15 protein-coding genes are annotated in these 20,626 nt (G+C 42.8%); 6 read left to right on the forward strand and 9 right to left on the reverse strand.

Annotated elements, in window-relative coordinates; all coding sequences use genetic code 11:
* Positions 1–125 precede the first annotated feature (125 nt).
* The 4 genes from OGM63_RS02315 to OGM63_RS02330 are packed head-to-tail and all read right to left on the reverse strand — an operon-like array spanning position 126 to position 4,925.
* Complete coding sequence (locus OGM63_RS02315; protein WP_263743886.1) at positions 126–695, reverse strand: SCP2 sterol-binding domain-containing protein; 570 nt, start codon at positions 693–695, stop codon at positions 126–128.
* 21 nt (positions 696–716) lie between these two features.
* Positions 717–1,784, reverse strand: coding sequence for a hypothetical protein (locus OGM63_RS02320; RefSeq protein WP_263743887.1), 1,068 nt, complete (start codon positions 1,782–1,784; stop codon positions 717–719).
* Entirely contained in the window at positions 1,781–3,337 is a 1,557-nt protein-coding gene (locus tag OGM63_RS02325; protein WP_263743888.1) for a hypothetical protein, read from the reverse strand. Before OGM63_RS02325 ends, OGM63_RS02320 begins: the two co-directional genes overlap by 4 nt.
* 19 nt (positions 3,338–3,356) lie before the next feature.
* Positions 3,357–4,925 carry a polyprenyl synthetase family protein gene (locus OGM63_RS02330; RefSeq protein ID WP_263743889.1) on the reverse strand — a complete coding sequence of 523 codons (1,569 nt, stop codon included), beginning with the start codon at positions 4,923–4,925 and terminating at the stop codon, positions 3,357–3,359.
* Positions 4,926–5,199: 274 nt separating this feature from the next.
* Between OGM63_RS02330 and OGM63_RS02335 the strand changes: the two genes are divergently transcribed.
* Positions 5,200–6,531 carry a glycosyltransferase gene (locus tag OGM63_RS02335; protein WP_263743890.1) on the forward strand — a complete coding sequence of 444 codons (1,332 nt, stop codon included), beginning with the start codon at positions 5,200–5,202 and terminating at the stop codon, positions 6,529–6,531.
* Between the two features lie 77 nt (positions 6,532–6,608).
* On the opposite strand, the gene OGM63_RS02340 is transcribed toward OGM63_RS02335, so the two are convergent.
* Both OGM63_RS02340 and OGM63_RS02345 read right to left on the reverse strand, forming a co-directional pair.
* A complete protein-coding gene (locus OGM63_RS02340; protein WP_263743891.1) occupies positions 6,609–8,324 on the reverse strand; it encodes an interleukin-like EMT inducer domain-containing protein in 1,716 nt (571 codons plus the stop codon).
* 209 nt (positions 8,325–8,533) lie between these two features.
* Complete coding sequence (locus tag OGM63_RS02345) at positions 8,534–9,430, reverse strand: RICIN domain-containing protein (RefSeq protein ID WP_263743892.1); 897 nt, start codon at positions 9,428–9,430, stop codon at positions 8,534–8,536.
* A 1,248-nt stretch (positions 9,431–10,678) separates the two neighbouring features.
* Here OGM63_RS02345 and OGM63_RS02350 point away from each other — a divergent pair.
* Entirely contained in the window at positions 10,679–13,288 is a 2,610-nt protein-coding gene (locus OGM63_RS02350; protein WP_263743893.1) for a sialidase family protein, read from the forward strand.
* Here the strand turns inward: OGM63_RS02350 and OGM63_RS02355 are convergent.
* From OGM63_RS02355 to rimI, 3 genes are all read right to left on the reverse strand, one after another.
* Positions 13,241–13,360: a hypothetical protein gene (locus tag OGM63_RS02355; RefSeq protein ID WP_318528391.1), complete on the reverse strand. Its 120-nt coding sequence runs from the start codon at positions 13,358–13,360 to the stop codon at positions 13,241–13,243. The two genes, OGM63_RS02350 and OGM63_RS02355, sit on opposite strands and share 48 nt — an antisense overlap.
* A gap of 279 nt (positions 13,361–13,639) precedes the next feature.
* Positions 13,640–16,108, reverse strand: a complete 2,469-nt coding sequence (locus OGM63_RS02360) for an ATP-dependent Clp protease ATP-binding subunit (protein WP_263743900.1) — start codon at positions 16,106–16,108, stop codon at positions 13,640–13,642.
* A gap of 342 nt (positions 16,109–16,450) precedes the next feature.
* Complete coding sequence (gene rimI, locus OGM63_RS02365) at positions 16,451–17,002, reverse strand: ribosomal protein S18-alanine N-acetyltransferase (protein WP_263743894.1); 552 nt, start codon at positions 17,000–17,002, stop codon at positions 16,451–16,453.
* A gap of 90 nt (positions 17,003–17,092) precedes the next feature.
* On the opposite strand from rimI, the gene lysA reads away from it, so the two are divergent.
* The 4 genes from lysA to OGM63_RS02385 form a co-directional block, all read left to right on the forward strand.
* Positions 17,093–18,637: a diaminopimelate decarboxylase gene (gene lysA, locus OGM63_RS02370; protein WP_263743895.1), complete on the forward strand. Its 1,545-nt coding sequence runs from the start codon at positions 17,093–17,095 to the stop codon at positions 18,635–18,637.
* Between the two features lie 137 nt (positions 18,638–18,774).
* Positions 18,775–19,698, forward strand: a complete 924-nt coding sequence (gene cdaA, locus OGM63_RS02375; protein ID WP_263743896.1) for a diadenylate cyclase CdaA — start codon at positions 18,775–18,777, stop codon at positions 19,696–19,698.
* Positions 19,695–20,444, forward strand: a complete 750-nt coding sequence (uppS, locus tag OGM63_RS02380; RefSeq protein WP_263743897.1) for a polyprenyl diphosphate synthase — start codon at positions 19,695–19,697, stop codon at positions 20,442–20,444. Before cdaA ends, uppS begins: the two co-directional genes overlap by 4 nt.
* Positions 20,431–20,626: hypothetical protein (locus OGM63_RS02385; RefSeq protein WP_263743898.1), on the forward strand; the 196-nt coding region annotated here is incomplete at its 3' end. The genes uppS and OGM63_RS02385, both read left to right, overlap by 14 nt.

Raw genomic sequence — 20,626 nt, forward strand, 5'->3', positions numbered from 1 at the left:
TTATTAAATGGTTAATAGCAGTCTAATACCTAGCAAGTAGGATATCAGGAATTCAAGAGCATTTGAACTAGAAAAAGCAAATTGTTTGTCATCAATTCACGAATTCCGAATTACGCGCAGCGGTACTAGGTGTTTTGAAGTTTCTCCTGTGGAGGGGAAATGTCAATTTCAAGGACATCTTTTGGTATCTGGCGAATTAGTTCACCGTAGTAGGATGGTTTTTGGTTCTCTAGACAAAGGCTTGGGGTAATAGAAGTGGGGTGTAACCATGATTGATCGAATTCTGTCCACAAACGTCGCAATTGTGGATTAATCGCACTATCAGCCAAAATTCCACTCACTACTCGATAAACTCCAAGCAAGTTTTGGAAGCTACCGCGCAGGCTCATTTTCCCTTGGGAAACTGCTGAATCTAAAGTCAATCTACCACTCACCACGTCTCTAAGAGTTTCAGCTTCAGTGCGAAGATTAACTGACTCAAATACGACAGGATATTTAGTCTCAACTTGGAGTTGCTCACCGCCATTAGCGTAGAGTTGCAGTTGAACTCCATCTAGATCAATCACGGCTGTTTTTCCCGATACTGTCTGCACTAAATCTTTCCAGGTAGAACCTTGTTGAGTTCGCAGTATTTCTACAAGACGGTGCAGGGATTGAGCTAACTGTGCATCACGGTCTAAAGATGGACTTTGCATAAATAGGGGGAGTGAGAATAATTAAAGCACATATTCACCATAAAGAATTCCCTTGGCGTGCAATGTTTTGCCCTGAAGAAAAAGGCTAACTTCAACTGTGCCGGTGACTTCTTCAATAAAAGTGTATTGACGTTCTTGATTGTCAGGTACGATTAACTCTGCTATTGTTTCAAACTTGACGTTGATTAACAATCGACCTTCTGGATCAGCGGCTTCCACTTGCAAAGCTTGAGGAACTCTGATGGTGCGATCGCTAAACAGCGAAGCCATAATTCCTGGCAGACGTACAGGTCGAAGTGAAGAATCAGACCATTGCCAGTTAATGTATAAACTAGAACCAATAAAAGTTTTAGTTAACTCATGATCAATATATACAAAAATGTAAGGTAAACCTTTGAGAGAATGGTCTTTGTTGGTACGTTGGTCTAAAGCCAGAGTAATTTGCCGACCATCATCACAAGTGGCAAAAGCGACAAACCATTCCCAGCCGATATCTTCACCCCAACGAAAACTACCAAAATTACGGTCATGATAGCTAAACCAACTGCGATCGATATCGAAGTTTCGCCCACCTACAGATAACTCTCCCATCACCTGTAAACCTGGTACCAAAGCCCAACCAATGAAACCGCTGCCAAAGGGTGAATCTTCAGTAACTAATAAAGGTGTAGCTTGTGCCTCTCCCTGAAAACGAATGGCTAGTTGCATTCTTTCGTCTTGGACTTCTAGTCTCGAGTACTTGCCGTTAATTTCTAGTAAAACGTTGTTTCCTGAGAGCCGTAAGGGGTATCGGCAAACCATGTCGGGTTGCCATTCTAAGCTCAAGGCAGTGCCGAAGGTTAGCATGGGAGTATCAACTTGATATTCTACAGGAAGCCGATCGCTCGCAATGTTGACTAAAAAGCTGACTTGAATTTCTCCCTGTCCTGGTCTTCCTGCTAATGTTAAATTGACTAATATCCGTATTTTGCCTTCTTTGTCCCAAAGTACGAAGTGATACCAATCCTTCCAGCTTAAGGCTAAGGTAGGATCGTCCAAAGGAATGCGGAGGGTTTCAATTCGGTCTAATAGTTGTTCATCAATAGTCATCGCTGTAATGACCCTCTCTGTTGAAAAATATTTTCTGGTGTTTGTTGAGATGTAGTGGAAGGCACAACTGAGGCAACACCAAGATGAGTGGAAATCTCTCTGGTGCAGAGATCGGCAATTTTTGGCGATCGCAACGCTAGTCCGAGAACAAGACTACCAAACCAGGCTTGAGCATCCATGCCCAAGGATGATATGAAAGCATCTGTTGCATTAGCTGATATTGAGATATCATTTTTGAGCGAACTAATATTTAAATCTGTGAGTCCCAAACTCCATAACCACTGTTGTGTGACATCAAGTAAACCACCTTTAAATAGCCCAGAACTACCAGAAGCTTGATAGGCAATTGCAGCCTGATGACTAATAGCTAACCAACGTGGAACTTGAGCACAACTAAAGGCAATTACCCCATTGTTAAAAAAGCGGGTGGTTTTTAATTGTTGGAGCAATTGACTGCCAGATTTCGTTTGGATGTACTGATTCCCTTTTTGACACACTAAGAGCAACAACTCTAGCACTAACCAACGGACTGGAAGTATATCTAGACTTTGTAGGATAGTCATGAGATTGTTGATTGCTTGGATTGCATCATCACTCTCTAACTTTCGCATCAAGATATTTCGATTTGAGTGAGTGGTTGCAGTTAAGGTAGTCGCAACTCTAGGTGAAGTTAGCAAAAGTCCTAAGACTATTCCAGCAAACCAGCGATCGGCAGCTTCCCCCAACTCAGAAACCACAACTAAAGCTAATTTAGGAGAAATAGAAGTTTTGTCTAATTTGTGAGCAACATCTACATTTTCCTCTAGAACTAGACTAAACAACCATTGCTCCCAAATAGACAGCAAACTGTGATTGTTTAAGACTTTGTCCGCACTATTTAAGCTATCAGCAATCCAGTTGGGCAGTTGAGCAGCGACAAAAGCCTTGACTCCATTCTGAAAGAAGCGAGTGCTTTTGAGTTGATGAAGTAACTGCTTTCCTAGCTCAGTTTTGATATATTCGTTTCCTGCTTGATATAAAATTACGAGAAATTCAGCCACTAACCAACGGGATGGAATCTTGTCTAAATCTATCAAACCTGATATGAGATTAAAGCTAGCAGATGTTGTTGGATCTACAGCACTTGATAAAAGGTTTGTTTGTGAACTTAAAGGTAAGGTAACTGATAGAGAAGCTTCCACAACTTGAGGTTGGTGTTTTTGTTGAGTCGGTGATAAAATTTCAGCTTCTATAGAAATAGATTCTTCAGCGATCGCGGGAAACCGTAACCAACTTTTGAGGAATTGCTCTGGTTTGAGATCAGAGGGAATGAAAAATGTGACAGTTTGGTTGAGTTTGCTTGCCGGCAATAACTGGATAAAAGGGGGGTCAATTAAATTTGCGATCGTGATAATTTGACCATCATCCATGATCCAGTCATCTATAGCAAGGCGAAATAACCAGCTTTCAGTCATTTGGCTGTGAACTGATAAGCGCAAAACTAAGATTGAGCCTGGATAAACTTTTACTTTAACTTGGGGAATATCTAAGAAAAGTCTGGGATTTTCATTCATTTTCAAAACTTCTGACAATTTACTGATTTCGATAAATTATATAATTAACTATTTCTTTAATAACTCGACGGTCATGAAGTGAGCATTCCCATTTTTCTTCTAAACGCAATGGAGTCTCTTGATGAAGAAAATCTAGCGAATCCAACATTTTTTCTGCTTTCCCTGCCAATAATCTCGCTACTTCCCAACCATGCTTGATACTACCACATCTAATCATTTGCTCCAAAATAAAATTTACTTGTTCCGGAGTTTTTTTTTCTCTAGGTAAAGCAAGTATATCAATTATTCTTTGGGAATATATTCCACTATTTGACAATACATGATTTAACATTAATGTGCGTTTGCCTTCGTAGATATCACCACCAATTTCTTTGCCATAAGTTTCAATAGAGCCTTGTAAATTCAACAAATCATCTTGAATTTGAAAGGCAATTCCCAAAACCATACCAAATCGAGTTATATCTGCCAAAGGTTCAGCTATATCTCTACTACTTACAGATGGATGTCCAACAATCAAACCAATTCGACAGGGAGTCATAAATGAATACCAGCAAGTTTTTTTGACGCACATCTGAAAGTAATCTTGATCAGTCAAGTTAGAGGCATTATTAGCAACCCAGTCTAATTCCATTGCCTGCCCTTCAACAGACTGTTGAGCCATAAACTCAATTTCATGTAAAATGCTCAAAGCTTTGTCAACTCCCAAAAGAGACAAATTTTCTAGCAATAAACCAACTGCTAAAACGTTTGTAGCATCTCCTACATTGATAGCACGAGGAATTCCAATCATGCTATGTAGAGTTTTCTGACCTCGTCGAGCTTCAGAACCATCTTCAATATCATCATGAATTAAAAAAGCATTATGATAAAGCTCAAGAGCTGATGCTGATGTCACAGCATTATGTCCCATCCCTCCCACTGCTCTAGCGACGCTAATACATAGAGTTGGTCGCAGCATTTTACCGTTCCGAAATGGATAATCCACTAATAAGTCATACAAGGGTTGATACGCACCTAGCATCTGACTCCTTGTTTCTACAAATTCTTTGATTTTGTTAACTATTTTTAATCGGGATTCTTGCAATACTTCGTTAATAATCTCCTGGTCATACATTAACTCAGGGGCAGTATTGTTGCTGCTCAAATCAATTGGAGAATTTTGTGTATCTTCTGAACTTAATAAAGTTGTCGCAATACTATCTAGTAAAGCGACACCTGACTTGTTCTCAGAACTTAATGACACAGAGTCAGTAATTTGAATAGATGTAGAAGACGATATCAAGGAATTTTGGTCAGATCCATTTCTGCTTATTGTCGTACTATTTGGCTGAAAATCTGAGTGAGAAGCAACTGAATAAAACTGCTGATACTTATTAGATTCATTTTGAGTACCATTATTCAGATTTATTTCTTGAGTAAGTGTTGAATTCTTATCCTGCTGTCCTCTTGGTAATAAAGTTGTAATGTTGATCGCTTCTTTTTGGAAGTGATTGTTTGACTCACTGGCTATATTATGTTTTTGATTGTAAATCAATAAACCAAATAAGCAAATAGATAGACACACTATCAACAAGTAAATTTCTAGCATAAATAATTTAAACTAGCCTGTTTTTGTTATTTAGACAACAACTGTATCATGAATTAATTGGAAATTATTTTTTTTTAATTCTATTCATTTTAATCAGTTTTTTGCTAAATTAATATCAGAAATATTGATGTTGAAAATTAGAAATTTGATTGTTCTCTAGAAATCTTTTTTACTGACATTTAGTAAGTGTAAAATATGTGAATTGATCCAATTTAAATTCTTGCTTCAATCTGAAAAATAATTTGGAATTCATGTAAGAAAATCATGGATATCAATGATGAACAAACAACCAATTAACGTTGCCCGTCATTTGGAGAGCGGAACCAGCAAAAATATTTTGCTCGTTACCACTGGATCTTATGGTGATGTGTTTCCTTTTTTAGCGATCGCTCAGGAGTTACAAATACGAGGACATCGTATTATCCTTGCTACTAACGAGATTTACCGTCACATAGTCGAACCCGAAGGAATTGAGTTTCATGCAATTAGACCTGATGGGTACATTGATATAGAACAAGTAGGGCAGTTTATCCAGTTGCTCTCAAACTCACAACAACCACTTGATTACGGCATTAGTTATCTAACGATGCCTCATTTGCGGGCAACATATTCTGATTTGGTGGAGGTTGCACACAAAGCTGACTTGCTAGTAACCCATCCTCTTGCCTGTGCAGCGACTCTTGTAGCTGAAAAAATGGGGATTAAAAGAATATCTACTGTTCTCTCACCCATATCATTTCTGTCTGCCTACGATTCTCCCTACGGCTCAACCACTCCTTCATCTGATTATGAAAAAGCTTTAACATTGGTTGCCAAAGATAACTTCTACAGACAACTTCGTTGGCAAACACGTTTTTGGAGTGCACCAGTACGTCAGTTGCGTGCAGAATTAGATTTACAACCAAGCGCTGACCTCCTGTTTGAAGGGCAACATTCATCGGAATTGGTACTGGCTTTATTTTCTCAGGTTTTGGCGACTCCTCAACCAGACTGGCCGATTCAAACTCAGGTAACTGGATTTCCTTTTTTCACGAGTCGTCATCGCAAAGGTCTGCCAAAAGAATTGGAAGACTTTTTACAACAGGGACCACCTCCTATCGTGTTCACTTTAGGTTCATTAATGGTGTGGGCACCAGGAAACTTTTATTTTGAAGGTGCGATCGCTGCCCAACAATTAGGCTATCGATGCGTCTTGTTGATGGGACCAGGAGCGGATTCCGTTACCAAAGAGCAGCTTCCACCAGGTGCTTGCGCTATTGGCTATGCTGACCATGAGGCTATTTTTCCTCAGGCAGCGGTGATCGTCCATCACGGTGGTGTAGGGACTACAGCTCAAGCCTTGCGTGCAGGTCGCCCAATGCTGGTCATTCCTCACGCATTCGATCAGCCGGATAACGCTGCCCGATTAGTACGCAAAGGTGTGGCACGGATGCTTGAACGTCAACATGGTAGTGCTAGCCAGATTGCCGCAGAACTCAAACCATTACTGCTGGACAAGAGTTATGCCGCTAAAGCCGCAGAAGTTAGTCGTATAGTACAGGCAGAAAATGGTGTTGTAAACGCTTGCGATGCCATTGAAAATCATTTGTTACTACGCAGCATTTGACTCTCGTAGGTTGGGTTTGATTAATCAAACCCAACCTACTTGAATCAGGCTCTTCGATTTATTTACGCCTATCTGCCTTATCTCTGACCAAGAACGTATACAGAGCCATATTCGCCATGCCCACCACCAGGCTTAGCTCTGTATCTGGTCAAGGGTGCCCCTAAAAAAGCTACTCCCCAACTGGTGAGCGAAACAGAACGCTTATCATAACTATCCAAACCACTAACGTATTCGCTGTCCATTCTATCAGCTATGAATCTGTGTTCTTGCTTCCACTCTCCGTTTTCTAGCCGGAAAATATAGGCACCCCCACTATTGTCCCATGTGATTCCATCAAGACCTTTAGCCCCGACAACAGCTAGATTCCCATTGATGGTGACAGCGTTGCCAAACCAGTCAGAATTTCTTAAATCATCAGGTTGTAGCTTTAGTTTTTGCTTCCACTCTCCGTTTTCTAAATGGAAGACATAAACAGCTCCCGTATCCACTTTTCCTGGTAAAGCATCAGCATATGGTGCACCCACAAAAGCCCATTCCCCAGTGATAGCAACAGAGTGACCGAACCAGTCAGTTTTTAACTCAGGAGGTTGCAGCCTATGTTTTTGCTTCCACTCTCCGTTTTCTAAATGGAAGATATAAGCAGCTCCAGCATCACCAGCAACGCCTGGAATATCAGTTAATCTTGCGCCGACAATAGCCCATTCTCCATTTATGTCAACACACTGCCCGAACCAGTCGTTAGATTTTAACTCAGGAGGTTGTAGCTTTTGTTTTTGCTTCCACTCTCCGTTTTCTAAATGGAAGATATAAGCAGCTCCACCATCACCAACATTTGGAGCCTCAGCAAGGCGTACACCAACAATAGCCCAGTCTCCATCGATAGCGACAGAGTCGCCGAAGTAGTCACCAGCTTTTAAATCAGGAGGTGCTAGCCTATCTTTTTGCACCCATACTCCACTTTCTAAATGGAACATATAAGCAGCTCCACCATCAGGTTTAACGACATCGCTTAAAACTGTGCCAACAATAGCCCACTCTCCATTGATATCAACAGAGTAGCCGAAGTAGTCAGCAGCTTTCAATTCACGAGGTTGCAGCCTCTGTTTTTGCAGCCATGAGCCATCGTTCTGTAACTGAAAAATGAAGGCAGCTCCAGCATCACCAGCAACGCCATCTATATCATCTAAATGTGCGCCGACAATTAGCCATTGTCCACTGGTAGCAGTTGCCGTGCCGAAGCGACTGGCGTCCCAACCTGGGTTAGTTTCAAAGATTCTTTGAATTTCCAACCACCTTGTTTGAGTCTGGGGAACTGGTAGTTCAATAGGTGGTGGCGAAGTTGGGTAAAACGAACGAGTGACGGTTACAGGTGAGCTAGGAGATAATTCTTCGGTGGCATCTGCAAAACCACCTTTCTGCCCAATGAGTGCCCATGAGCCTTGGAATTGCAGGTCTCCAAATTTAGTGCTACCAATTGATAGAAAAGCCTGTACAACTGCGTCGTATGCTTCAGTGTACAGGTTGGCAATGGCATCATCTTTAACGGCAAGTGCCACTATTTGTCCAGTTGGAACACTTTTGATAAAATCAGCAAACCTTGGGGCATTGCCTGGGAGAAATGTATCGAAGTTGGCTTTACTGAGCACTTGACCCGTTGTTTGGTCAAAAACTGCTACATTTAATCCTCTGCCAGAGATCAAGCCAATGTCTGTGCCATTGATGCTAATACGCGCAAAGTTGCCGCCTTTTGCACCTGCTGATTCTACTTTCAGAGTGAAGGTTATGTTGCTCATATGTTGTGGTGAAAATTCACTTTCCAGATAAACTTGAACGTTCTAGATCAACTTGAATGCTAAGTAAACCATTTCATAAATCCATGACGAAATGAGCTACCTACTGGTAAAGCTTTGGGAGACTCAATAACGCTACGAACCTGTGAAATCTTGTACTAAAGAAATATTCCAACACGGATAGATTAGGCTAATCAAACCGCTACAAAAGCTTAGATAGTCGCCTCAAATTTCCATTTTTGGTTATCACTTCCCCCTAAGTCATACTGTATGACATTAGCTGAATTTTCCGTGCTACCGTCTTTTACATCCAAAACTTTGCCACTGTGTTTAGCAACAATGTAGAAATAGCCATCTCCTGCTGCTAGCAAATACCATTTTTGGTTATCACTTCCCACGTTATCATACTGGATTATGTTCACCAAATTTTCCTGGCTACTACCTGGCACATCTAAAACCTTATTGCTATGCTTGGCAACCAGATTATAAGAGCCATCTTCTGCTTTTTTTAACAACCATTTCTGGTTATTACTTTTTGCGTTGTCATACTGTATTATCTCAGCTAAATTTTCCGTGCTACCGTCTTTTACATCCAAAACTTTGCCACTGTGTTTAGCACTAATGAAGTAATATTGTCCTCCGAGAGGTGTGGCATCAGGTTTAGTAATGGGTTGGGAAGGAGGACTTACAGGAACAAATTCCCATTGCTGACTCAGATCACCGTTAGCTCCTTTGATTGGAGCAAGAACAACCGGAGCAAATAACTCTTGACTACCTCCTAAAATCTCTAGCACTAAGCCAGTTATCTTACTTTTTATAACTCCTTCCTGTGTGATGATCCATTGCTGACTAACTGTACTTTGAGATGGGTTGACAACAACTAAGTTATAAGGGTCAAGCTTACCATCTTTAGCATCTAGCACAAAACCATTGAGCCTACTTACTATTAAGCCTTGCCCATTAATTGACCATTGCTGATTAGCTGCACTAGTGGCTGAATACAAAACAACTGGTGTCCCGGCTTCTGGATTACTTCCTGCAACATCCAATACGTAACCAGTGAGCTTGCTTTTGATGAAAAAGTAGCCCGAAAGATTGGGTAAACTCATGTTTTTCCTCTTAGCTAAAAAGTAGCTTTACTAAACATTTAAAATATAGCGCTTTTTTGGACAAAATTATCAATTGATTAATTATTAATATTTATTTAATGACCAGGGCTATTTCATTCTCATTTATTAGCGATTGAAGAATAACTCAGGATTCAGAATATAAGGGGAGCTAAAATCATGCACACTGTGCGTATCAATAAAAATTCAAAAATTCTGAGTTCTAAATTCTGTGTTCTGACTACTTTCTTGTACAACTGTGTGGGAAGTAGTGACGGTAATCTCCCCCAGCCAAATTTAAAATTTGGGGGTTTACAATAATTAGTGGGGGTTTGAATCACCTACTAATTGAATTCTACATTCAGCTATCTGCGTTCTTCTTCAATATTGCTGAATTTTCACCTATGTGTTCTGCGTTCTTTTTTGTTAAATAAACCTCCTACCTTCGTGGTTGATTTGTCCCCAATCATAAGGAGTTAATCTCGCTCATCCCAGCTATATCGTGGGAGCGCAAATCACACATACTGTAGAGATGTTCCACTCTTTACGTTTTCACGACGACTGTTAAACTTCGTCTACGTTGATAATCGTAGTTTTCTGTCAAGACTTAGATAGGTGCTTCCTTACGTCGATTGGGACACATCTGAATAAGAGCGAAACTCCAGTTCTCAAAATGGATGAGGTTTAATTAAACGGACATGATATTACTATCAGGATTTTGATATTTTATTTTATGCAAAAACTTTGAAAATTATTCCCTAATAATATACTGTTATTAACTTGGTATTGCAAGTCGTACATATATCTTTTTTTATATTTTTTTACAGATACACTTACGTATTTTGACGAGACATAAGGCTTTCCGATTACTTTTAACAGCTAATAATGACGTTAAGTCGTAGTTTGTACGTAAGTACTAATAAAATCTTTTGAATCTAAAACTAAAAAAAATAATAAATGTTGATGCATACATCAGGGTAAACGCACCTTATTTTGTAAAAATTTTACTTGACAAAAACGCGGTGAACAGAATGCTGACTTTTTCCTTAAGTCTCAAGACGTTGCAAATGCAACGTCTCTACAAAGGTTTTTATTTCACGCAAAATCATTTTCATCCCTGAATTCAGCAACACCAAAATCCTCTTTCCTTCTGCCTTACTTCTGGGGTGAGGGGTTGAGGCACGATTGACGAATTTTACTCTCTCTGAAAAAATAAAAGTGAAAATGCACCTTAGCTTACGAATTTGAGTCATGAAAGCTCTGCGTCGTCAAATACGTTCAGCGTATGGAATACGCAAACTGAGTTTTCTGCTGCTGATCGTATTACTGTTAGCTTTAGATACTTGCGGACAAGAGTCTATAGTACAGACCCAATCAGAACTAAAAGCGAAATCAGGGCAAAATCAAATCATGGAGACTGAATCAGGAGTACCAACCCAATCAAATAACAGACAGTTATTCAAATGGAAGAGTGTTAATATTCAGGGTATGGGCTACGTTACCGGTTTAGCGATCGCTCCAATATCGCCTAATGATGTCTACATCCGTACCGATGTCGGTGGTGCATACCGCTTCATCCGGAAAACAAATCAATGGCTTCCCCTCTTGGATATGTTTGATACTAACTTTGCCGCCGGCGGAATAGGTATAGAAAGCATCGCTATAGATCCGACACAACCTAAGCGCGTTTATGTGGTGACAAGACATCCCTATTCGACGGTCAAGGTTAACGACAATACCAAAGATGGTAGGATGCAATACAAGTATGCTGGGGAAGTCATGGTTTCCGATAATCGGGGAGAAACCTGGAAACCGACTGGTTTAGGAACAAATAATGTCTTCGTAGGTCCAAACCAAGCTTACCGTTCCGATACAGGTGAGCGGTTAGCAGTCGATCCGAATAAGTCTGGATTGCTCTATTTTGCCTCTCGCAGAAATGGTCTTTGGAAAAAAGATGGTGAGCAAAAGTGGAAAAGTGTCTTGGGTGGACTACCAGATCCGAGCAGCTTGCCGGGATATAAAAATCCTAACGGATCTGACAATGAAGATATACCAGGTTTTACATTTGTCACTTTTGACAAAAATAGCGGCAGTTTGAACAATCCCAGCCAAATTATATATGTTGGGGTTCATGGTAGTGGTGTATGGCGCAGCATCAACGGCGGCACGTCTTGGAGTAACATTGCAGGCGGTGACGATCCATTGCGGAGTGCGATCGCCTCTGATGGTACACTTTATGTTAGCTTCGGCACCATCGCTAACAACGGAAATCAAGCCAAGGGTGGCGTTCGTCAGTACAAAAACGGCGCTTGGACAGACATCACCCCCGACGGTACAGACAAAGTTTACTCAGCCGTCACCGTGCAACCAAATCAAGCAAATACGGTGATGGCAATTTCCGACAAGTATGTCTACCGTTCCACCGACAGTGGGAAAAACTGGAAAAAGCAGACAATGTACATGGGTGCATATGATGCCAATAATCCGAAAGACCCAGTTAACTCTTCTGCTCCCGGCTATTATCAATCTTTCGCTGCAACCGGCGCCTCAGTAGCAGTCATCGACCCCAGCAACCCCAAACAAGTCTGGTGGACAAACGGTTGGGGTGTAGCGCGTACAGATGATGTTACCGTTGCCAACCCCAATTATAAATGGCTGATGAACAATTTGGAGGAACTCGACGTAAATATTTTGCGGGTTCCCCCAAAGCCCAAAGCACAAGGAGGCGCCGATTTATTGAGTGCGGTGCAAGATATGATCGGTTTTCGTCACGAAAACCGCAATTTGGTACCAAATGCCAAATTTGACCCGGAGGGCATTCCCATCAATCCTGGGTACAAATGGGCTAACCCTGATTGGAAAGTATATCCGCAGCCCTTTCCCCACGTAGCGGGGGCAACAAGCATGGATTATGCTTACAAAAAACCCGATTACGCTGCTTTTGTTGGCTTTCATCAGTGGCAGGGTTTCTGGTCAATCCACGGTATGACTAGCGATAATGGTAAAACGTGGAAAGCGTTCGAGTCAATCCCCCAAGAAAATTTCTGGAAAGCTGATAAATCTGCCACCGAAGAAGTAAGAGCGATCGCAGGTCAGATTGCGATGTCGCCGACAAACCCGCAAAACATGGTTTGGGTACCGACTTGGGGACCTTGGACGCATTATACCATAGATGGCGGGAAAACGTGGCAGCTAGCCCAAAATTTAGACCATGACCCGAAGCCAGAACCCTACGACCCAAAGAACAACGACCATATTCACTATCAAGCGTTACCGAGGGCTTGGGCTAATAGTATTTCTCCTTGGGTAAGTGCGTATATTTTGGCAGCCGATCGCCAAGATCCACAAGGCAAAACGTTCTATTACTTCACTAGTTGGACATTTTACTACAGTACCGATGGCGGCGCAAACTGGAGAAAAGGCGCGTCTAGCAACTTTCCTACATGGCTAGTTCGTCCGGCGATCGTTCCTAATCCGACGCGGCAAGGTGATGTCTGGATGAGCTTTTCTCGCAATCAGGAAGATGTCAAAGGTAACAAATTGTACCGCTCTTTAGACGGTGGCAAGACTTTTAATCCAGTTGCATCGGTGGATAGCTGCGAGTTCATGACTTTCGGGAAGGGTTCCTCGGATGCGAATCCGTATATTTACATCTTTGGGCGTGTAAATGGTGCAACCCAAGATACAATGTACAAATCAGAAAACATGGGTAAAAACTGGATTCAAATTAGTAACCCAAATTTGCAGCAATTTCCCGGACTGACTTATTTGGAAGGTGATATGCGATCGCCTAACCTTGTTTATGTCGGTTTATTAGGTCGTGGGATTATGTATGGTGAGGGTTCTAAACCCAGCATCTAAGATTTCTCGAAACACCACCAGGTGTAACTTTTTTAGAACCCAATATTCTAGAATACCTGCTTGTGCATAGATTTTGCTTTTTGTCTCTAAATCTTTTTCTAAACTAGAGCAATGTCGTTAGCGATCGCTAGTGTTGTCGATAAAAACAAAAATTTATATAAGTTTATAAACTCTATAGTAACTCAGACTAATTCCGCAGCTAAAAGCCTACCATCTTCACGGATTCTATAATCTGTTGATTTGTTATTAAAGTTTAGGATTACATATTTTCAAACAAAAAAACGGTAGAGTATTAATTGCTCTACCGTTTTTTAATTTCGGATTTAATCTAAAAATCTCAAAATTTCAAATTTACTCAGCGACTGGGATCAATAATTCCCGCTGCTGTCCACCACTAACTCGCACTGTACCGCTTTCATCGACATCAACGACGGCTGTATCACCCTCTTTGATGCGACCGGAAAGAATTTCCTCGGCGAGGCTATCTTCTAACAAGCGCATAATCGCCCGACGTAAAGGTCTTGCACCATAGCTGGGGCTGTAACCTTCTGTAATCAAGCGGTCTTTGAAGCGATCGGTGACTTCTAGGACGATACCCTTTTCTGTCAGACGACCAAACACTTCTTTGAGCATGATTTCAGCGATTTCTGTCACCTCTAGCTTGCTCAACTGACGGAAGACGATAATTTCATCTAATCGGTTGAGGAACTCTGGACGGAAGTACTGCTTGAGTTCTTCGTTCACCAAAGTCTTAATTCTGTTGTATTGCGTCTCGCCGGCGTTATCGGTGAACTCGAAGCCGATGCTGGAAGCACCTTTTTCAATTACCTTGGAACCGATGTTGGATGTCAAAATCAGCAAGGTGTTCTTGAAGTCTACAGTCCGACCTTTGGCATCAGTTAATCGTCCGTCTTCAAGAATTTGCAGCAGCATGTTGAATACATCTGGGTGCGCTTTCTCGATTTCGTCGAATAACACGACGGTGTAAGGACGACGGCGCACGGCTTCGGTCAATTGACCGCCTTCGTTGTAGCCGACATAACCAGGAGGCGAACCAATCAGTTTGCTGACGGTGTGGCGCTCCATATATTCAGACATATCTAGGCGAATCATTGCTTCTTCGGAACCGAAGAAGTAACTCGCCAAGGATTTCGCCAACTCAGTTTTACCAACACCAGTAGGACCTGAGAAGATAAAGCTGGCGATTGGTCGATTAGGATTTTTCAAACCGACACGAGCGCGGCGAATGGCACGAGAAACTGCTTTGACAGCATCTTCTTGACCGATGAGGCGCTGATGCAGGGTGTCTTCCATGTGCATCAGCTTTTCGGATTCGGATTCGGTGAGTTTGTTCACCGGAACTCCTGTCCAAGATGCGACAATGTGGGCGATGTCCTCTTCGGTGACGACGGGTTCTAAACCTTCTGTGCCGGATGCGTTGGTTTTGCTTTGAGCGATCGCCCGAATTTCGGCTTTGATTTCCATTTCGCGATCGCGCAGTTCCCCTGCTTTCTCAAAGTCTTGACCGCGCACTGCGTCATCTTTGTCTTTCAATATCAGACGCAGCTCTTTATCTAACTCTTTAGCTGCCGGTGGCAATTGCGAGTTAATCAAGCGGACGCGAGAACCGGCTTCGTCAACCAAGTCGATGGCTTTATCTGGGAGGAAGCGATCGCTAATATATCTATCAGACAATTTCGCTGCCGCGACTAAAGCTTCATCGGAGATTTTCAGCTTGTGGTGCTGTTCGTAACGGTCACGAAGTCCGTACAAAATCTCGATTGTTTCATCAACGCTTGGTTCCCCTACCATCACTGGTTGGAAGCGTCGCTCTAACGCTGCATCTCGCTCGATGTGTTTGCGGTATTCATCAAGGGTTGTCGCACCAATACACTGCAATTCACCTCTTGCCAAAGCTGGTTTGAGGATGTTTGCCGCATCAATAGCACCTTCTGCCGCACCTGCACCAATAAGGGTGTGAACTTCGTCAATCACGAGAATGACGTTGCCTGCCTGACGAATTTCGTCCATGATTTTCTTCAGGCGTTCTTCAAATTCACCCCGGTACTTGGTACCAGCTACGAGCAAACCGATATCGAGAGTGACTACGCGCTTATCTTCTAAGATGTCGGGGATATCTTTGGTGGAAATGCGTGTCGCCAAACCTTCAGCGATCGCCGTTTTCCCTACACCAGGTTCCCCAATCAATACTGGGTTATTTTTGGTGCGCCGACCCAAGATTTGAATCACCCGTTCAATTTCTTTTGCGCGTCCTACTACTGGATCGAGCTTGCCGTCTACTGCCATTTGGGTCAGATTCGAGCCAAATTCGTCCAACGTTGGGGTTTTTGTCCGACCCGATGAACCACCTGGAGAAACTTCGGCTGTTTCTCCCAGCATTCTAATGACTTGGGTTCGCACCTTGGAAAGATCCACACCGAGGTTTTCCAGAACTCTGGCTGCTACGCCTTCCCCTTCGCGGATCAAGCCCAACAGCAGATGCTCGGTACCAATGTAGTTATGTCCTAATTGGCGCGCTTCTTCCAAGGATAGTTCTAGAACTCGCTTTGCCCGTGGCGTAAAGGGAATTTCCACAGCCACAAAGCCTGAGCCTCGACCTATGATTTTTTCTACTTCAATCCGAGCGTCTTTGAGATTGACGCCCATTGATTTCAGCACCTTAGCCGCCACTCCGGTACCTTCGCCAATTAGACCCAAGAGGATCTGCTCAGTACCGACAAAATTATGCCCAAGACGGCGTGCCTCTTCTTGAGCAAGCATGATTACCTTAATGGCTTTTTCTGTGAAGCGTTCAAACATAGTTTCGTTGATCCCATCACCTGCGTCGTGCCGGTATGCTGATTTTAGCATAAGCTCTAAGTTTGGGTGTCTGTATAAACAGATAGACATCCAAGGGCTAACACTCCGGTTAATCAGATAATTATTAACTTTTTATTACTTTGATGTGGTCTGTATACTGATAACTTTGATTTTAGACCCTCGATTTCACTGCAAAAAACGGGTTTTGGGTGTTTTTTTCGCCCTTCCCAAAGGAAACTTAATATCATGTTATGGTGTCATTTTCAATACACGTTAATACAATATTTAAATATTTAATATATTTTTGAATCATGGGGCTAATTAGATTAGAAATACTAATATTTATTTGAAAACTAACTGCCACTCAGACTGACTCAAGCGATCGCATATTGTGGTATGCCATGTAGCCAACGTTTGGGTAAATTCTGGCTGTTGCATTTCTCCAGTCCACAAAACTAGGGCATCTTCACCGTTATCTCGGTAATAACCGCGTCGCCGCCCTGCTGTTTTGAAACCAAATTTTTGATATAAAGATATTGCTGCGGTGTTGGAAACACGCACTTCCAGAGTGGCTCGCTCTAAACCGCGATCGTAAGCTCGAAGCAAAAGCGAATATAGTAAAGCTGCACCCAAACCTTGACGGTGGTAGTGAGGATGAACAGCCACAATCGTAATGTGTGCTTCATCCACAATTGACCAAAAGCAACCCATTCCCAGCATTCTGGAGCTAGAGAAGTTGGAAAATAATCCGAGTAATTCAGTGTTGGGACTTTCTAGCTCTCGTTGGTAAGCTTCTAAATTCCACAAACCGCCAAAACAGGCTTGATCTACTTCTAAGGCTGCACTCAGATCATCTGGTGTCAGTGGTTGAATTTCTAATGCTAATGAGATCACAATTATCAATAATGGGACAACGGGTCGCTAAACTGAGAATCGGGGTATCCACTCACGCCCGTAATTAAAACAAGGACAACTCTTATATTTATGGTATCGACTCACCCGGCAGGTATTCAACATTCTGGTAGTCAGTATTTACCGGAAACAAGCAGTAAAAATGCCAAATTGTCGCCCAATCAGCAACTTTTACCCTTAACTGCCAGAGTTAATAGTAATGACTGCCTGGAAATAGGTGGCTGTGATGTCACAACTCTAGTTCAGCAGTTTGGTACGCCTTTATATATTTTGGATGAAGAAACGCTCATTGGCGCTTGTCAGCAATACCGAGATTCTTTTAAGCAATATTACAAAGGTGAATCTCAGGTATTGTATGCTTCTAAGGCTTGGAGTTGTTTGGCAATTTGTGCGATCGCTGCTGATCAAGGTTTAGGTGTAGATGTAGCATCAGGAGGGGAACTTTACACGGCACTACAAGCGGGTGTCAGTCCTGATAAAATTTACCTTCATAGCAATAATAAGTCTCGCCAAGAGCTAGTTTTTGCCATTGAATCTGGTTGCACCATCGTGGTGGATAACTGGTATGAGTTGCATACTTTGGTGGAGATAGCTCTTGAAAGGGAGACAAGGGGACAAGGGGGACAAGGGGGACAAGGGGGACAAGGGGGACAAGGGAGACAAGGGAGACAAGGAGACAAGGAGACAGGGGGACAAGGTGAAATTTCTTCCCCCACTCCTCCCATCCCCCTCTCCCCCACTCCTCCCATCCGAATAATGCTGCGGCTGACGCCGGGAATTGAGTGTCACACTCATGAGTATATTCAGACAGGACAGCTAGATAGTAAATTTGGCTTCGATCCGAATGCGCTGGATGAATTGTTTACTTTTGTCAGTAAGCAATCTGCTCTTAACTGTGCGGGATTACATGCTCATATTGGTTCTCAGATTTTTGAACGTCAACCGCATCGCGATTTAGCTGCTTTGATGGTGCAATGGTTGAGTAAAGCTGCTAGTTACGGCTTAAGTGTCACAGAATTAAATGTTGGTGGCGGTTTGGGCATTAAGTATATAGAATCAGACGATCCACCAAGCATTGAAGAGTGGGTGAAACCGATTTGCGAAGTGATTACCGATGCTTGTGAAGAAGAAAATTTACCTTTACCAAAGTTATTATGTGAACCAGGGCGATCGCTAGTTGCCACAGCTTGTGTCACTGCTTATACGTTAGGATCATCCAAAGTTATTCCGGGAATCCGTACCTACGTAGCTGTAGATGGAGGAATGTCTGATAATGCACGACCGATTACTTACCAGTCAGTTTACCGGGCAGTAGTCGCCAATCGCATGTCAACTCCCTTAACCGAAACAGTGACAATTGCTGGTAAACATTGTGAATCAGGGGATATTCTCATAAAAAATGCCCAACTGCCAAAAACTCAACCCGGAGATATTCTCGTAGTAATGGCAACTGGTGCGTACAATTACAGTATGGCATCTAACTACAATCGCATACCGCGATCGGCAGCGGTTATAGTCAAGGATGGCGAAGCAAATTTAATTTTGCAGCGCGAAACTTATCAAGATTTGATTAGACAGGATTGCCTACCAGAAAGACTAAAGAAAGATTTTGGATAAAGCCTGAAGACTGAAAGATCGGATGAAGAACAAAGGATAGAGAATGAAAATTTTAGACTTCATGCTTGATAATTCATACTTCATACTTTATCTTTCATCTTTCATACTTTATACTTCATACTTTCACGCCAGATGTCATGGGAGATTGGTGGAAGCAATGGCTGATAAACCTGGGACAGTCTGGGTCTTTGCTGCTTGAGACTCTGGATATAGTCTTAGTACTGGCGCTGACTTACATGATCCTAGTTATTATTAGTGAGCGCCGGACTCTGTGGATGGTGCGAGGATTTATTGTGTTGATGCTGGCGTCAGCTCTCAGCGGCAGATTGGGGCTACCACTGTTAAATTTTGTATTGGAAAAGTTGGTGATTGGCTGTGCTGTGGCTATGGCTGTAGCCCTCCAATCAGAGTTTCGACGATTTTTGGAACAATTGGGACGTGGGGAATTACGTTCGTTATTTCTACCATCGAATCGGACAGTCCCCAAGTCTGATAGTGTGATTGATGAAATTGTCGATGCAGTTAAAGAACTGTCGAAAAACCGGATTGGCGCTTTGCTAATTTTGGAAACTAGCGGTCCAATTGACGAGCGCGATTTTTCTGTGCCGGGAGTCAAGCTGAATGCGGAAGTTTCTAAGGAACTGATACAGACAATTTTTCAGCCGAAAACTCTTTTGCACGATGGGGCGACGATGATTCGTGGCTCGCGGATTGTGTCATCTGGTATAATTTTACCGCTTTCGGGACGCACAGCCTCGCGCCAGTTGGGAACACGCCACCGGGCAGCGATGGGAATCACTGAGCGAGTCGAAAATTGCATTTGTGTGGTTGTATCAGAAGAAACGGGTTCTATTTCTTTAGCGGAAAGGGGAATCCTAAATAGACCGCTGACACTCACGAAGCTGAAAGAGTCTTTAGAGGCTCGATTATCGCCAACTGTAGATCGGGAAGCTGTGGCTCCAGGTCTGTTAAGCTTGGTACGTCAAATTCGTAGTAAGGCACTAGCCCTAATTTCACGTTTACTTGGATTACCATCGACCGCTTCGCGAGATAAAAAATGACAGTACACCATACACAACTGCAATATTTGCCGGCTGATTTAAAGCGAGAATTACTCCCCAAACACGTTGCGGTGATTATGGATGGCAATGGTCGATGGGCTAAACGTCAAGGACTACCCAGGTTTATCGGTCACAAGCACGGTGTTGATGCTTTGAAGGATTTGCTTCGTTGTTGTAAGGATTGGGGAATTGGTGCGCTGACGGCTTATGCTTTTTCGACTGAGAATTGGAAAAGACCTCAGGAAGAAGTTGAATTTTTGATGACTTTGTTCCAAAAAGTTTTGCGTCAAGAATTGCGCGAAATGCTGGAAGAGAATGTGCAAATTAGGTTTGTCGGAAATTTGCCCGCTTTACCGCGTATTCTTCAAGAAGAAATTTCCCGTTCAATGGAAGAAACTAAGGATAATCGCGCTATCCGATTTACCGTTGCCACAAACTACGGTGGACGAGAGGAAATTTTACAAGCTTGTAGAGCGATCGCTGATCAAGTAAAGCAAGGTTTACTTCAACCTGATGAAATTGATGAAGCGACTTTTGAACGTCATCTCTACACCGCAGGAATTTGTGACCCAGATTTATTAATCCGCACTAGTGGGGAAATGCGAATCTCAAATTTCCTTCTCTGGCAAATGGCTTACGCGGAAATTTATATCACCGAAACTCTGTGGCCCGATTTTGACCGCGCCGAATTTCACCGCGCTTTATCTGCTTATCAGCAACGAGAAAGGCGGTTTGGTAAGGTGTGAAGAGGAAGCGTGGTGTGGAGGAAGCGTGGTGTGGAGGAAGCGTGGTGTGGGGGAAGCGTGGTGTGGGGGAAGCGTGGTGTGGGGGAGTGGGGGAGAAAGAATTGTCCCCTTGTCTCCTTGTCCCCTTGTCCCCTTGTCTCCCACACCACCCCTCCCCCCATCTCCCCCTCCCCCCTTCCCCC

Source organism: Plectonema radiosum NIES-515 (genome assembly GCF_025753815.1).
GTDB lineage: Bacteria > Cyanobacteriota > Cyanobacteriia > Cyanobacteriales > Nostocaceae > Hassallia > Hassallia radiosum_A.